The 15,337-nt window shown below is 44.4% G+C and carries 14 protein-coding genes; 8 read left to right on the top strand and 6 right to left on the bottom strand.

The window, feature by feature from the left end:
* Positions 1–25: 25 nt before the first annotated feature.
* From B3X18_RS09525 to B3X18_RS09515, 3 genes are all read left to right on the top strand, one after another.
* Positions 26–952 (top strand): DMT family transporter, encoded by a 927-nt coding sequence (locus B3X18_RS09525; protein ID WP_005023219.1) that lies wholly within the window; start codon positions 26–28, stop codon positions 950–952.
* Between the two features lie 200 nt (positions 953–1,152).
* Positions 1,153–2,100 carry a cation diffusion facilitator family transporter gene (locus B3X18_RS09520; RefSeq protein WP_005023221.1) on the top strand — a complete coding sequence of 316 codons (948 nt, stop codon included), beginning with the start codon at positions 1,153–1,155 and terminating at the stop codon, positions 2,098–2,100.
* Between the two features lie 62 nt (positions 2,101–2,162).
* Complete coding sequence (locus tag B3X18_RS09515; RefSeq protein ID WP_005023224.1) at positions 2,163–3,203, top strand: MBL fold metallo-hydrolase; 1,041 nt, start codon at positions 2,163–2,165, stop codon at positions 3,201–3,203.
* Here the strand turns inward: B3X18_RS09515 and B3X18_RS09510 are convergent.
* The 3 genes from B3X18_RS09510 to B3X18_RS09500 form a co-directional block, all read right to left on the bottom strand.
* Positions 3,193–3,582: a DoxX-like family protein gene (locus B3X18_RS09510; RefSeq protein WP_005023226.1), complete on the bottom strand. Its 390-nt coding sequence runs from the start codon at positions 3,580–3,582 to the stop codon at positions 3,193–3,195. The two genes, B3X18_RS09515 and B3X18_RS09510, sit on opposite strands and share 11 nt — an antisense overlap.
* A 179-nt stretch (positions 3,583–3,761) precedes the next feature.
* The gene (locus tag B3X18_RS09505; RefSeq protein WP_005023229.1) at positions 3,762–5,282 is read right to left on the bottom strand and encodes a catalase; all 1,521 of its coding nucleotides are present in this window, start codon (positions 5,280–5,282) and stop codon (positions 3,762–3,764) included.
* A gap of 309 nt (positions 5,283–5,591) precedes the next feature.
* The gene (locus B3X18_RS09500) at positions 5,592–6,212 is read right to left on the bottom strand and encodes a TetR/AcrR family transcriptional regulator (protein WP_005023232.1); all 621 of its coding nucleotides are present in this window, start codon (positions 6,210–6,212) and stop codon (positions 5,592–5,594) included.
* A gap of 77 nt (positions 6,213–6,289) precedes the next feature.
* Between B3X18_RS09500 and B3X18_RS09495 the strand changes: the two genes are divergently transcribed.
* Both B3X18_RS09495 and B3X18_RS09490 read left to right on the top strand, forming a co-directional pair.
* On the top strand, positions 6,290–7,939 hold the full coding sequence (locus B3X18_RS09495) for an acyl-CoA dehydrogenase family protein (protein ID WP_005023235.1): 1,650 nt from the start codon (positions 6,290–6,292) through the stop codon (positions 7,937–7,939).
* A gap of 181 nt (positions 7,940–8,120) precedes the next feature.
* Entirely contained in the window at positions 8,121–8,306 is a 186-nt protein-coding gene (locus B3X18_RS09490; protein WP_005023237.1) for a DUF7230 family protein, read from the top strand.
* Between the two features lie 13 nt (positions 8,307–8,319).
* On the opposite strand, the gene ptsP is transcribed toward B3X18_RS09490, so the two are convergent.
* Both ptsP and B3X18_RS09480 read right to left on the bottom strand, forming a co-directional pair.
* Complete coding sequence (gene ptsP / locus B3X18_RS09485) at positions 8,320–10,611, bottom strand: phosphoenolpyruvate--protein phosphotransferase (protein ID WP_034670304.1); 2,292 nt, start codon at positions 10,609–10,611, stop codon at positions 8,320–8,322.
* An 85-nt stretch (positions 10,612–10,696) separates the two neighbouring features.
* Positions 10,697–11,179, bottom strand: coding sequence for an RNA pyrophosphohydrolase (locus tag B3X18_RS09480; protein ID WP_005016769.1), 483 nt, complete (start codon positions 11,177–11,179; stop codon positions 10,697–10,699).
* Between the two features lie 184 nt (positions 11,180–11,363).
* On the opposite strand from B3X18_RS09480, the gene B3X18_RS09475 reads away from it, so the two are divergent.
* Complete coding sequence (locus B3X18_RS09475) at positions 11,364–12,014, top strand: HAD family hydrolase (protein ID WP_005023241.1); 651 nt, start codon at positions 11,364–11,366, stop codon at positions 12,012–12,014.
* Positions 12,015–12,052: 38 nt separating this feature from the next.
* Here the strand turns inward: B3X18_RS09475 and B3X18_RS09470 are convergent, their stop codons facing one another.
* Positions 12,053–12,925 (bottom strand): LysR family transcriptional regulator, encoded by an 873-nt coding sequence (locus B3X18_RS09470; protein ID WP_005023244.1) that lies wholly within the window; start codon positions 12,923–12,925, stop codon positions 12,053–12,055.
* 221 nt (positions 12,926–13,146) lie between these two features.
* Between B3X18_RS09470 and leuC the strand changes: the two genes are divergently transcribed.
* Positions 13,147–14,580, top strand: coding sequence for a 3-isopropylmalate dehydratase large subunit (gene leuC, locus B3X18_RS09465; protein WP_005023247.1), 1,434 nt, complete (start codon positions 13,147–13,149; stop codon positions 14,578–14,580).
* A gap of 10 nt (positions 14,581–14,590) precedes the next feature.
* On the top strand, positions 14,591–15,241 hold the full coding sequence (gene leuD / locus B3X18_RS09460; RefSeq protein WP_005023249.1) for a 3-isopropylmalate dehydratase small subunit: 651 nt from the start codon (positions 14,591–14,593) through the stop codon (positions 15,239–15,241).
* The last annotated feature ends 96 nt before the right edge of the window (positions 15,242–15,337 follow it).

Raw genomic sequence — 15,337 nt, 5'->3', positions numbered from 1 at the left:
TCAATTTTAAAGAATGAGCGATTTTATGAGTTCAACTGCTTCAGGCACTCCATCTGCATCGTTACTGTTTACTTCATCTGTTTATGCACTACTGGTATTGATCTGGGCAACCACGCCACTGGCCATTGTCTGGAGTGTAGAAGAAGTTCACCCGATGTGGGTACTCATTATTCGCTATTTTGGCGCTTCAATACTGGCATTCCTGATTCTAAAACTGATGCGTGCTCCATTACCTTTTGATCAGATGGCCATGAAGAGTTATCTGGCCGGTAGCCTGAACCTGATTGGTGCACAGTTATTTATCTATTTAGCAGCTAATTATCTTACTTCGGGGTTAATGGCTTTAATTTTTGGTTTTTCGCCACTGGTTGCCGGGCTGATTGGTCATGTCATCTTGAAAACTCAAAAATTGGTGGCACTACAATGGCTGGGCATGGCGATAGCAGTTGCAGGGTTAAGTTTCGTTTTTGCAGATCAGGCAGAAACTCAGGTAAATCCAATTGGCGTTGTACTGATGTTTATCAGTATGGTGTCCTATATCAGCTCGATTTTCTGGGTTAAACAGATTAATGCGCCTTTGGCCCCTATGTCTCAAGCAACAGGCTCGCTTTTAGTATCAGCACTGGCTTCACTACTGCTGGTTCCTTTTATTTATGAACATATACCGACTGCTATACCAGGTACTAAAACCATAATCGGCTTCTTATTTACCATGGTTATGTCCTCTATTGTGGCGATGCTGTGTTATTTCTGGCTGATCAAGCGCTTAAATGCTTCTACAGTATCTTTAAGTAATGTGATTACCCCGGTATTGGCGCTTATGCTAGGCGCCACACTGAATAATGAACAAATTGGTTCACATGCATTTGCTGGGGTAAGTGTTGTAATGTTTGGTATTGTTCTGTACTTCTGGAAGGACTGGCATAGCCAATATAGAGCAAAAAAATATTAAACTTTAAATGTTTATAGTTAAGTAGCTTCTATAAAAGCACGGGCGTGCCCTGCAACTTTAGCTGATGAAGATGTAATAACTAACAGCAGAGAAAACAACAAAAAATAAAAAAAGTCAGGCCCAAGTTTGGCTAAGATCAGGAAAGTCCATTAGAAAATTGAATCAGCCGGTCTGATAAAAATAAAATTAGGTCATTTTCCATGTCTGAATCCAATAAAGTCGTTGTTTATGCAGCCCTGATCGGGAACCTGATCATTGCAATGGTCAAGTTCGTGGCAGCTTATCTGACGAACAGTTCGGCTATGCTGAGTGAGGCAATCCATTCAGTTGTTGATACCCTCAATGAAATCTTGCTGCTCTATGGACTGAAAAAATCCCAGCAGCCAGCCAATATGCGTCATCCTTTTGGTTATGGACGAGAACTGTATTTTTGGGCTTTTATTGTGGCTCTGATGGTGTTTGCATTAGGTTCGGTAGTTTCGATCTATCAGGGGATTCAGCATATTCGTCATCCTGAAGAAATCGTTTCACCGGTGATTAACTATGTTGTACTTGGAATTGCTATTGTTGTAGAAGGTACTTCATGGTTTATCGCTTTAAAAAGCTTTCGCAAAAGCAAGGGTAAACTTGGATACTTTCAGGCATTCCGGCGTAGTAAAGATCCGACTACATTTACAGTTCTGTTTGAAGATACAGCTGCACTGCTTGGTTTGGTAATTGCATTGCTCGGTGTCTATTTTTCTCATACTTTGAATATGCCAGTACTTGATGGTATTGCTTCAATTCTCATTGGTGTGATTCTGGCTGTGGCAGCCCTATTGCTGGGCCGGGAAACCAAGGGATTGCTGCTGGGAGAAACTGCAGATCCCTTACTGCGGCAAAATGTTCTGAGTATTGCACAGCAGGACCCGGCGGTACTCTCGGCAAACGGTCTGATTACTGAACAGTTGGGTGCACATCAGGTGCTGGCTGCCTTAAGTCTTGAGTTTAAAGATAATCTGACTTCAGACCAGATTGAAGCCTGTGTAAACCGGATTGAGGCCAATACAAAAAAAGTGCATCCGGAAGTGGTGGCACTTTTTGTAAAACCCCAAACCCAGAAGGTCTGGATGGAACGTATGAAAGATCGCCTCGATGACACAGCATAATCACGGCCAGATATCAGTACTTGCACCTACAGATTTGCCGTTTTATATAAAGATTTTTATTCATGAATAAGCAAGCTCATTACTCTTACCGTTTAAAGACGGAATCCTGCTGGTTACATACCTTGAGAAAACCTGAGTTTAGTTTCAGCCCTTCTGACCATTACAATGGAGAAGAGTTCTTTAATTATGTGGCTCATCCGGCCGGTTATCGGCGCCGTGATCTGATCAAGTGGTTATATAGCCGTAAACCTTTGCCATGGGAAGAGGAAAATACACAGACAGAAATTCCGGCACATGCGGGTCCACAGAACCGGCCACATGCCAGTATGGACGACTGGCAGGTCTGGTTTATTGGTCATGCTACCGTACTGATTCAAATCGGGCCGTATAATTTTCTGACAGATCCGGTGTGGGCAGACTATGTCAGTCCGCAGCAGGGTACAGGTCCAAAACGAAGCTGTACTGCCGGTATTGCATTAGAACAATTACCGGAAATTCATGCCGTACTCTTGAGTCATAACCACTACGACCATATGGACTTGGCAACTCTACGCTGGCTGCACAAAAAATTTGCCATGCCAATTTATACCGGGCTTGGCAACAGTTTTTATCTGCCTAAAAAGTTTCAGGTAATAGAAATGGACTGGTGGCAGGCTGCGTTGTTGCATAAGTTTCAAATAGTGTACACACCTGCACAACACGGTTCAGGGCGTGGTTTGCGTGATCGTAACCGGGCTTTGTGGGGGGGCTTTTCAATCATACATGAGACCGGTCACTGTTTTTTTGCAGGTGACACAGGTTATTCACCGCATTTCAAACAGATTCATGCCGAACTGGGAGCTCCCCGGATCGCTTTGCTTCCGATCGGCGCATATGAGCCGCGAGAGTTGATGCAATATATGCATATGAATCCTCAAGAAGCATTTCAGGCACATTTGGATCTGGCACCCCGTCGTTCACTGGCAATCCATTACCGGACTTTCCAGCTCACAGATGAAGGTCGCGAGCAGCCTGAACAGGACCTGAATATAGCCATGCAGAATTCATCCAAACTGTTGGGGCCATTTTATTGCATACGGGAAGGAAGACGCCTCATTGTTTAAGGTCTTTATTCTGTTCCTGTACAATAAGCTGAACTGCCACTACAGAAAGCATCAGCATGGCAATATTCATGACTACCGGATTAAACGCAGCTGTAAGTTGAAGAGGTGCTATACATATAATCAGCAGTAGCAGTCCTATAAGTCCGATGATGTTTAAGCTATGCAAGAGAATAGATCTAGGCCATTTCAAGAAGAATAAACCGAACAGCATTTCGATGCCCCCGGACAGACCCAGCAAAATTTTAGCCAGAACCAGATCAAGGCCCATATTTTGCCAGATTATGATTTCATCAGGAGATTGAAACAGAAGTTTGGGAACAAGCCCCTGATATAACCAGAGTAAGGCTAACGTGAGCTGAATGGTAAAGAGTGGACGCATAAAAATATGCCTGGCATTTATTAGTAGTGTCTTTTCAGAAATTATTTTTAATTGATTTCTTCAGGAGCAATATTCTCGCACATGACGAGAATTTTTTGTAAAGAGTTAATGCTCTTATGCCTGACAAGCAAAAAAAGAAACCATACCAGATGGTTTCTTTTTAAAGGGTTTATTTCAGGTTAAAGAAAACCTGGCTGGCCATAGGCTGGGTCCGAATCACGTGCAGCCTGAGCATCAGCTACCTCTAATCCCAGTGCTTTAGCAACACCTTCACCATAAGCCGGGTCGCAGGCATAACAGTTACGGATATGGCGGTATTTAACAAAATCCAGCGCATCCCCCATTGCCCGTGCCGTATTTTCAAATAAAACCTGTTTTTGTTCAGTATTCATGAGAGCAAAAAGTGCACGTGGCTGACTGAAATAGTCTGCATCATCCTGACGATAATCCCAGTATGCTGCATCACCTGTAATCTTTAATGGCGGCTCTCTATACTGCGGCTGTTCCTGCCATTGACTGAAGCTGTTTGGCTCATAATGTGGCAGGCTGCCATAGTTGGCATCAATCCGGCCCTGTCCATCACGGTGGTTAGAGTGTACCGGACAGCGTGGTTTATTCACCGGGATCTGCTGATAGTTTACTCCCAGACGGTAACGTTGGGCATCGGCATAATTAAATAGGCGTGCCTGCAGCATACGGTCAGGTGATACACTAATTCCCGGAACCAGATTACTTGGCGCAAAAGCTGACTGTTCTACATCTAGAAAGAAATTTTCCGGATTACGGTTCAGTTCAAACTTACCGACTTCAATCAGTGGATAATCGGCATGTGGCCAGATTTTTGTCAGGTCAAAAGGATGATATGGTACTTTCTCGGCATCTGCTTCTGGCATGACCTGAACATACATAGTCCATTTCGGATATTCACCCCGTTCAATGGCCTCATACAGGTCACGCTGGTGGCTTTCACGATCTTTTCCGATCAGTACTTCTGCTTCAGCATCTGTCAAGTTTTTAATACCCTGCTGGGTACGGAAGTGAAACTTCACCCAAAACCGTTCACTGCTGGCATTAATAAAGCTATAGGTGTGGCTGCCAAAACCATGCATATGTCGGTAGCTGGCAGGAATACCGCGTTCTGACATAACAATGGTGACCTGATGTAATGACTCAGGCAACAAGGTCCAGAAATCCCAGTTATAAGTGGCATTACGCATATTAGTGCGTGGGTCACGTTTAACAGCTTTATTCAAATCCGGGAATTTACGCGGGTCACGCAGAAAAAACACTGGCGTGTTGTTACCGACCATATCCCAGTTGCCTTCTTCAGTATAAAACTTCAAGGCAAAGCCACGAATATCACGTTCAGCATCAGCTGCTCCACGTTCACCTGCTACAGTGGTAAAACGTGCAAACATTTCAGTTTGTTTACCAATTTCAGAGAAAATGCTGGCACAGCTATACCGGGTAATATCTTGGGTGACAGTAAATGTTCCAAATGCACCGGAACCTTTAGCGTGCATACGGCGTTCAGGAATAACTTCACGGACAAAGTTGGCAAGTTTCTCATTGAGCCACATATCTTGGGCTAAAAGCGGACCGCGTGGGCCAGCAGTCATACTATTCTGGTTGTCTACAACGGGCGCACCGAAGTCTGTAGTTAAGTGGCTGACTGGACACTTTTTGATGTCTTGACTCATGCTATGCTCCATTCTTTGAATGTCTGGTGCAGTGGTGCTCTAAAATAGGACCAGTTCTTCTGACTAAACTACTGATCAAATCACTGTATTCTAGCTGCCACTGTTTCCAGTATCGGTAAGGAACCTTATATACCGGCATGTTCACTGCGTATTGGCTCTGCCTTGAACTACGAGCTATATAAACGTTCGGTATATCTGTTCTGTTAAGCATAATTTAGAGGTTATCTGATTGATTTACCAACGATAAAAATTAATGGTTTGTATAGGTAAAAACGATTATTATTTTATTTTTAATTAATTAATTAGATTTTAAGGGCTTAAGGGTAAAAAGCCGGAGATAGCGCGCCGGATATCTTGTTTCAGTTCAAACCAGTGCTGGTATTCCGGCTCCTGAAGCAGGGTCTGTGAAATCATGCCATAAATAATCCGGTGCAGATTGAGGGCAAGACTTTCGAGTTCTTGCCTAGGACAATTGCAGAGGTGCACAAGAACCTTACACCAGCTTTCTACATGTAAGCGATAGTGTTTTTGATAGGCAGACAAACTGGAAATCTGACGTTCAAGTAAAAATAAAGTGGCCCAAATGTGCTGTTCTTGCCAAATACTCTGAATCTGGAAATTAACCAGTGCTTCAATATATAACGCTAATTCTAAAGAAGCTTCTAAGGTATTGGCATACTGTTCTAGGGCTTTGGCCTGCTGTTTAATGTACTGATGGATGCAAAGTGCGGCCAGTTCATCTTTATCACCAAAGTATTCATAAAAAGTACCCAAGCCGACACCTGCCAGCTCAGTAATATCCCGAATAGTGATATCAGGGTAATCTTGAGTATCTAAAAGCCGAACAAAGCTTTCTAGTAAGGCGGCCTGAGTCATGCGCGCACGTGACTGTTGCGGTTTGCGGCGAGCTTTAAAGGCTGGTGTTTTCATATAGGAGAAACCGAACACTATATAGAGCTGATTCTTTTATACTGAAGAAAGATAAGAATGACTATATGGAAAGAAGAATGAATACATGGGCGACTCATCAAATCCAGAATCAGTTTGATGAACTTCAAGACTATAACCTGTTTGATACCGATCCGATATTACAGGAAATATTGCAACGCCATCAAAGTCAAGATCAGGCCAGGCTAAGCCAGTTAGGTACGATAGCCGGTTCTGCCGAATATTATCAGTATGCCGAACAGGCTAACCGCTATACACCGGAGCTTAAGGCGTTTGATGCACGTGGCCGGCGCTGTGATGTAATTGAGTTTCATCCGGCTTGGCATCAGTGGATGGTACTCAACCGCAGCTATGAAGTCCATGCCTATCCTTTTAGTAAACCAGATGATGCACAAGGCTGGCTGAACTGGGCAGCACGTTTTTATTTAAATGGGCAGATCGAATGCGGTAGTCTGTGTCCAACTGCCATGACGCTTGGCAGTATTCCCTTGCTACAGCGTGAACCGGCGCTATGGCAACAGCTGGGTGATAAATTACTGTCGCAGCATTATGATGCGCGCGACCTGCGCATAAGCCAGAAAAAATCAATCTGGTTAGGCATGGGCATGACTGAAAAACAAGGTGGTTCCGATGTGCGTGCCAACCAGACCAAAGCAGTACCAGTCGGACAGCACGGACGTGGGCAGGGTTATCTGATTACCGGTCATAAATGGTTTTTTTCAGCGCCGATGTGTGATGCACATCTGGTGGTCGCCAATACCGAACAAGATGGTTTGGCCTGTTTCTTTGTGCCGCGCTGGCTGGAGGATGGTCGCAAAAACAGTATTCATGTGCAGCGCTTAAAAGATAAGGTGGGTAACCGCAGTAATTCCAGTAGTGAAGTCGAATTTCAGGAGGCTTGGGGAATCATGCTGGGTGAGGCGGGCAGAGGTATTCCGACTATTATTGAAATGGCCGCATATACCCGGCTGACCTGTGTAGTAGGCAGTAGTGCCATGTTGCGTCAGGCACTGGTTCAGTGTCTAGCCTATACCCGGCAGCGTCAGGCTTTTGGTAAACCTCTGGCAGCACAGCCTCTCATGCAATCAGTACTGACCGATCTGGCATTGGAATCTGAAGCAGCAGTACAGTTAGCTATGCATCTGGCTTCCTGCTACCAGCAAGATGATCCGCTGTCTAAAGCCTGGCAACGTCTGATGACGCCAGCTGCAAAATTCTGGATCTGTAAAAGAGTGGTAGAACTGAGTGGCGAAGCAATGGAGGTTTTTGGAGGCAATGGCTACGTCGAAACCGGAATCATGGCACGTATTTTCAGGGAAGCACCGGTAAACTCAATCTGGGAAGGTTCAGGCAATGTAATGTGCCTGGATGTATTACGTGCGGTACAGCGTGACCGCGAATCTATAGAGATTTTAATACATTCATTTGCCGGAACTATTCAGGATGAACCATTGTTACAACAGGAATTACAGCAGTTGCTACAGCTTTTCGCACAAAGTCCAGATCAGCTGCAATTTATGGCACGGACTTTAGTGAGTCGCCTGGTCATTCTGGCACAAGCAGTACTATTGAAAAAATATGCTCCAGATTTTGTAGCAAATGCCTTTATCCAGACTCGCTATACGGCATTTCATGGTCGGGTTACAGGACTGATCGATCTCCATTTAGTTGATATGCAGCGTGTACTGGAACGGGCTTTTCCTGCTTAAAGTTTCTATAATTTTAAGGGTATAAAAAAGCATCTTGATGAGAGGGTAGCGTGACTTTAAAAAATACATACTGCCCCCATCAATATCTCTTGCCAGCAGAGTAAAATAGGCGATAATCTGCTGGCACAGGCTCTGTGTAAAAATAATACTCTGAATTAATCTGACCTGATAGGTAAACACTATGGCAAAAAGCAAGAAGCAGCCAGAAGTTATTATTCATAACTTTGTTGCTAAACATATGCATGAAGTCAACCGCAGTCATGTATTTACAGACCGCAAAAAAAATGCAAAACGCGGTTATAGCAAACATAAGCAAGGGCGATATTCTGATGATTATCGTCCTTCCTGTTTCAGCTTTGCAGCTTAAGTTAAGCTGACATTTATACCACCAGACGGCTAGATTTCACCATATCAGTCAGGCCATGCGTTTTAAAGTAATGCTCAAGCCAGCTTTTTACGACCAGCGGATTATTCATTCTCAGTACTTCTTCCAGTAACTGTTCAGCATCACTAAACGGTGTATGACAGATTGCTTTTCGTACCCTTAAAATATTACTTGAACTCATGGAAAGAGTATTAAAGCCCATTGCCATTAACAATACTGCCGAAAGCGGATCGCCTGCCATTTCTCCACAAATACTGATAGGTTTGTTATATTTCCGGCATTCTCCCACCAGGCGGTAGAGGGCTCGCAGTACTGAAGGATGAAAATGTGAATAGACATTGGCAACCCGAGGATTATTACGGTCAACTGCCAGCAAATATTGAGTCAGGTCATTCGAACCCACTGAAAAGAAATCTACCAGATCGGCGAATTCATCAATCTGTAACAGTACACTCGGTACTTCCACCATGATTCCGATTTTTGGTTTAGTGATCTTGACCTGCTCTTCTTCCTGAACCGCGACCCAGTCCCGTTCTAGCAGATAAAGCACTTCTTCTACTTCACTGACACTGGTTACCATAGGCAGCAAAATGTGCAAATTGTTGAGTCCAATGCTGGCTTTGAGCATAGCACGAATCTGTGAGGAAAAAATTTCCGGATGGTCTAGTGTAAAACGCAGACCACGCCAGCCGAGCGCCGAATTTTCTTCTTCAATTGAAAAATATGGCAGATCTTTATCTGCACCAATGTCAAGCGTACGCATTACTACCGGTTTATTGGCAAAGTGGCTCAGCTGCTGGCGGTAAATTGCACGCTGTTCTTCTTCACCCGGAAAACGGTCACGCAGCATAAAGGGGATTTCAGAGCGGTACAGGCCTACACCTTTGGCGCCGCGTTGAACACCACGGACCACATCGATCATTAAACCAGTATTGACGTAAAGCGGAACCACATGTCCATCTGGCGTGATCGCATCACGAGTTTCATACTGTTTTAAATCCTTGGCGATCTGCTCTTCTTCTTTTTGCACATCTTTATAGCGCTGACGCAGGCGCCGTGGCGGATTAATAAAAACCCGACCTTGATAGGCATCTACAATCATCTCGACATCATCAAGCGTATTAACGGGTAATTCGGTTACACCGACAACAGTCGGAATACCTAATGCCCGCGCTACAATCACCATATGTGAGTTGGTTGCGCCTTCAGAGGTGACAATCGCAGCAATTTTATCGACAGGTAGCTCTACCAGTGCCGCCGTACTGATTTCTTCACCAATTAAAATACTGTCAGCACTTAGTTCGCGGTGACCAGACTCAGCCTCCTGCAAATAAGCCAGAATACGTCGGCCTAAATCTTTTAAGTCTGCCACCCGTTCACGCAGATAATCATCTTCCATCAGGGAGAACAGATTAATATGTTTATCAATTACCCGGCGGACAGCGCCCTGTGCCCAGCTGCCATTTCGAATCAACTCTTTAATCTCGGCCGGCAAAGCATTTTCATCCAGCATCCGTAAAAAGACACTAAACAGCGCCCGTTCATCAGAAATCAGGGAATCCTGCATTTTCTCATCCAGTGCCTTGATTTCAGTACGCACTGACTGTACCGCCTGATCAAGTAAACTCAGCTCATCGCTAATATCTTCTGCTTCACGGTCAGGCACGGCAGCCAAATCAGCCGGAGGATATAAAATGATTGCACGGCCTAAGGCGATTCCACCTGCACCTGAAACGCCTTGAAAGGTTTTATAAGTGGTAGAGTTATTGAATTTTCGAAAGACATCAATATTGCCTACAGCATGGGCATGAGCAATAACGCCGGAGAGCTGTGCACACAGTGTGACTAGAAAAGACTCAGCCGCTTCACTGAAATCCTGTGATTCCCGGTTTTGTACGACCAACACACCCATCACCTTACGGCGATACATGACCGGCACACCTAAAAAGGAGTTGTAGATTTCCTCACCGGTTTCTGGCAAATATAAAAATCGTTCATGTTTAGGGGCATTGTCGAGGTTGACGATTTCCTCACGTTGACCGACCAGTCCAACCAGGCCTTCACCTACCTGTAACGAAACATTCCCGACAGATTCTGGCTTTAAACCTTTTGAAGCCATAAGCAGATAACGCTGATTGCGTTCATCTAGCAGATAAACCGAACACACATCCACATTCATGGCCTCGGCCACCCGGTTCACCATAATTTCCAAGGACTCATGCAGACTGACCGACGCATTGATTTCCTGCACAATACGTCTTAGGGTGTCCAGCTGCATGTTTGACATGGATGAATGCTCCAAATATTTTTAAATCTATTTACTCTTTATAACAGCAGCCCTGACAAAAATCATTCGCGAAAATGCTGAATTTTCAGGATGGCTGCTGTGGTAACTGCATACACAATTCCATCATGGCCCTACGGTAAACATCCCGTTTAAAGTTTACCACCTGTCCGAGCGGATACCAGTAACTGACCCATTGCCACTGGTCGAATTCTGGCGGATTGGACAGGTCCAGCTGGATATGCTCGGAAGAGGCCACTAGTTTTAATAAAAACCACTTCTGCTTTTGTCCGATACATACAGGCTCTGAATCGGAGCGGATGTACCGGTGTGGCAAACGATAACGCAGCCAGCCTTTAGTCTGCGCAATAATTTCAACGTGTTCAGGCAATAAGCCGACTTCTTCTCTCAGTTCACGATAAAGTGCCTGCTCAGGGGTTTCTCCAAACTGGATCCCTCCTTGTGGAAATTGCCATGCATTGTGTCCAATGCGTTTTGCCCATAACACCTGTCCATCATCGTTTGCCAAAATGATCCCGACATTCGGTCGGAAACCTTCTGAGTCGATCATTTGGCTACCTAAATTTATCTATTGGCTTAACTTTGAAATCGGGGATGATAAATAACTGCATCCAGCTCGAAAAAAGATCAAAGTAAAATGTTAAAAATTGCTATGATCTTAACGAATTTCTATCGACTAGCGGAGATAGATTTACATTTTTTTGCTTTAAATTTCAGTTTTAACGAGAATTTTTATGAAATTGGCTTTATTTGATCTGGACCATACGCTCCTTAACACCGATTCTGACCATTCTTGGGGAGAATTTCTGGTCAATGAGGGACTGGTCGATCCGGTACGTCACCGTCAGATCAATGACAGCTTCTATGAAGACTATAAAGCTGGTCAGCTGGACCCGATTGCTTACAATGAATTTGTTTTTGAGTTTTTGACAAAACATGATTTACCTTACCTGACCGAATTGCATGAACGATTTATGCAAAAAGTTATTCGTGCACAAATGCGGCCTCAAGGGTTTGAAACTGTCAAAAAACATCAGGCATTGGGTCATGAAATTGTCGGGATTACCGCAACTTCAGACTTCATTACTGCGCCTATTTTCCGTGAATTCGGTATTACCGAGATTATTGCCACCAATGCAGAACTAATTGATCATCGGTATACTGGCAAGGTAACTGGAATAGCATGTTACCAGAAGGGTAAGCTGGCTCGTCTGGAACAATGGTTAAATGGCCGTACAGTAACCGAATCGTGGGCTTATTCGGACTCAATTAATGACCGGTTCTTGCTCGAATATGCAAGCCATGCTATTGCAGTCAATCCGGATGAGCGCTTGCAGGCCTTGGCCGAGGCACAGGGATGGGAAATTCAGGACTGGTCAATCTAAGCTGTATATCCGGTTTCAAAATATAGCACTTCGAGGTGCTATATTTTTATTTCTGTATCCATCATGTCGATCAGTTCCAGCATGGCTCTGGACTGGCTGCGCCCCGGGTGCCATACCAGACCCAGTTTACGGCTCATTTCCAGCGGAATATTCAGGCGTTGTAAATCCTGATTAATCAGATTTTGTGGCAGGACGGACCAACCTAGACCGATTGAAACCAGCATGCGGATTGATTCTAAAGGATTATTGCTCATTGTGATTTTGGGTTTTAATCCCTTCTTTTCAAATTCTGCAAGCGTAATCTGGCTGGTATAGGTCTGAATTGAAGGTAGCAGGCTCGGATAGGCAATCAGGTCTTCCAGCTTTAAGTTACTGCGCTGGGCGAGTGGGTGAAAAGGTGCGGCTACAAAAACCAAAGGATCATTCCAGATGGTACTGTAATTCAGGCGACTATCTCCCTGTGGCGGCAAGGTTAAAAATGCCAGTTCCAGATCGCCCGCGAGCACCTGTTCGTGTGCCTGTTCAGAGTCAACAAAATGTACATCCAGGGTCACATCTGGAAATTGTTGTACATATTTTTTCAAATGATGGGGTAAGTGATGCAGTCCGATGTGATGACTGGTGCCAATTTTTAGGCGTCCCTGCACCTGACTTTGTTCATGACTCAAAGTATGGTGGATATCACCTAACTCATTTAACCAGTTTTTGACTTTAGGCAAGAGAGAGTGGGCCGCATGAGTCGCCTGTACACCTCGTCCCGCAGATTCAAAAAGTTTAACTCCGAAGTAATCCTCCAGACTGTGGATACGTTTGGTCACCGCAGGCTGGGTGATAAATAGTTGTTCGGCAGCTTGGGAAATGGAACCAGTTTCCATTACCTTGACAAAAGCTTCGAAGGCGGCAAGATTCATGTGGATACTCTATCCTATAAGGATTTTTTATATATTCAGTATTATTTATAAAATTTAAGAAATAATAAAGCAAATCCGATTTTAAGTTATTTCTAATGAATAAAATTTTTTTAATTCCAAAAAGTTTAATAATTAATAAAAATGATAAATTAGATTTATGTAAAATAGCGATTATAATTTAAAATAATTTAGGAAATACCCAGTCCTTGGAGCACATCGACATGGCAGGCAATCAATCAGCAGCAAAAACATTATATGACAAATTATGGGATGATCACTTGGTTTCCCAGCGGGATGATGGTTCATGTCTACTCTATATCGACCGTCATTTATTGCATGAAGTGACATCTCCGCAGGCTTTTGAGGGATTACAGCTAGCAGGCCGTCAACCTTGGCGCTTAAGTGCCAATGTTGCAACACCTGACCATAATGTACCTACCTCCAAGGCAGAGCGGGCACAGGGCATTGCCGGTATCGCAGATGAAACCTCACGAATTCAGGTGCAAACCCTAGATGACAACTGCAAGACATTTAATATTGTAGAATTTGGTATTAATGATATCCGTCAGGGAATTGTGCACGTAGTTGGGCCGGAGCAGGGTCTAACCTTACCAGGTATGACAGTAGTCTGTGGCGACTCACATACTGCAACTCATGGAGCATTTGGCTGTCTGGCTCACGGGATTGGTACATCAGAAGTTGAACATGTGCTGGCAACCCAGTGTCTGGTCCAGAAGAAAATGAAAAATATGCTGATTCGTGTCGATGGCCAGCTTGGTCAGGGTGTCACGCCAAAAGATGTAGTCCTGGCAATTATTGGCAAGATTGGTACCGCAGGTGGCACAGGCTATGCCATTGAATTTGGTGGTCAGGTTTTCCGTGACATGTCGATTGAAGGCCGTATGACTGTCTGCAATATGGCAATTGAGGCTGGTGCACGTGTAGGCATGGTCGCAGTCGATGAAAAAACTATTGAATACGTCAAAGGCCGTAATTATGCCCCGCAAGGTACAGAATGGGATCAGGCTGTGGCTTACTGGAATACCCTGCATTCGGATAGTGATGCAGTATTTGATACGGTAGTTGTATTACAGGGTGAAGAGATTGAACCACAGGTCTCATGGGGTACTTCACCTGAAATGGTTATTCCTGTATCGCAGGCTGTACCTATGTTAGAACAGGCTAAAGATGATGTACAACGCAATGACTGGACCCGTGCTTACCAGTATATGGGCTTAAATGGCGGACAGCCTTTGGCTGAAATCCAGCTGGACCGTGTCTTTATTGGTTCATGTACTAACTCCCGTATTGAAGATATCCGTGCAGCGGCAGAAGTTGTTAAAGGACGCCAGGTTGCATCAAGCATCAAACAGGCGATGGTGGTGCCGGGTTCTGGTTTGGTAAAACAGCAGGCTGAGGCCGAAGGTCTTGATAGAATCTTTATTGAAGCAGGTTTCGAATGGCGTGAACCGGGCTGTTCCATGTGCTTGGCTATGAATGCAGACAAGTTACAGCCAGGCGAACACTGTGCTTCTACTTCTAACCGTAACTTTGAAGGCCGTCAGGGCAATGGTGGACGTACTCATCTGGTAAGTCCAGCGATGGCAGCTGCTGCGGCAATTGCCGGTCATTTTGTTGATGTTCGTTCTTTCTAAGGAGCACACCATGAAAGCATATACTGTTGAACAGGGAATCGTTGCGCCATTAGACCGTGCAAATGTTGATACTGATCTGATCATTCCAAAGCAGTTTTTAAAGTCCATCAAACGGACCGGTTTTGGTGATAACCTGTTTGATGAATTACGTTATCTGGATGAAGGCTATCCGGGTCAGGATAATTCAGTGCGTCCGATCAATCCGGATTTTGTCTTGAACCAGCCACGTTATCAGGATGCCAAAATTTTGTTGGCGCGTCAGAACTTTGGTTGTGGCTCCAGCCGTGAGCACGCACCTTGGGCGCTAAATGAATACGGCTTCCGTACCGTTATTGCGCCAAGCTTTGCTGATATTTTCTTTAATAACTGTTTTAAAAACGGCATGCTGCCGGTTATTTTACCTGAGTCAGTGGTCGATCAGTTATTTCAGGAAGTAAATACCCATGAAGGCTATCAGCTCACAGTAGACCTGGCCGCTCAGCAGGTGTGTACACCTGATGGTCAAAGCTTCAGTTTTGAGGTTGACCCGTTTCGCAAGCATTGTCTGTTAAACGGTTTTGATGATATCGGTCTGACTTTACAGGATGCAGATTTAATCCGTGAATATGAAGCGAAAATCCAAAAGTCACGTCCATGGGTTTTCAATAATATTCAAGGTTAAGCTCGACATTTAGGCGTAGCGCAGGAGTCCAAGTCTTGCTAACATGTTTGACTATAAAAATATTTATAGTTTCTCTATATATGAGGTTGGGCTCGG

The sequence above is a fragment of the Acinetobacter sp. UBA6571 genome (assembly GCF_002434085.1).
In the GTDB taxonomy this organism is placed as follows: domain Bacteria; phylum Pseudomonadota; class Gammaproteobacteria; order Pseudomonadales; family Moraxellaceae; genus Acinetobacter; species Acinetobacter radioresistens.
This window is presented reverse-complemented; position numbering and strand designations above follow the sequence as displayed.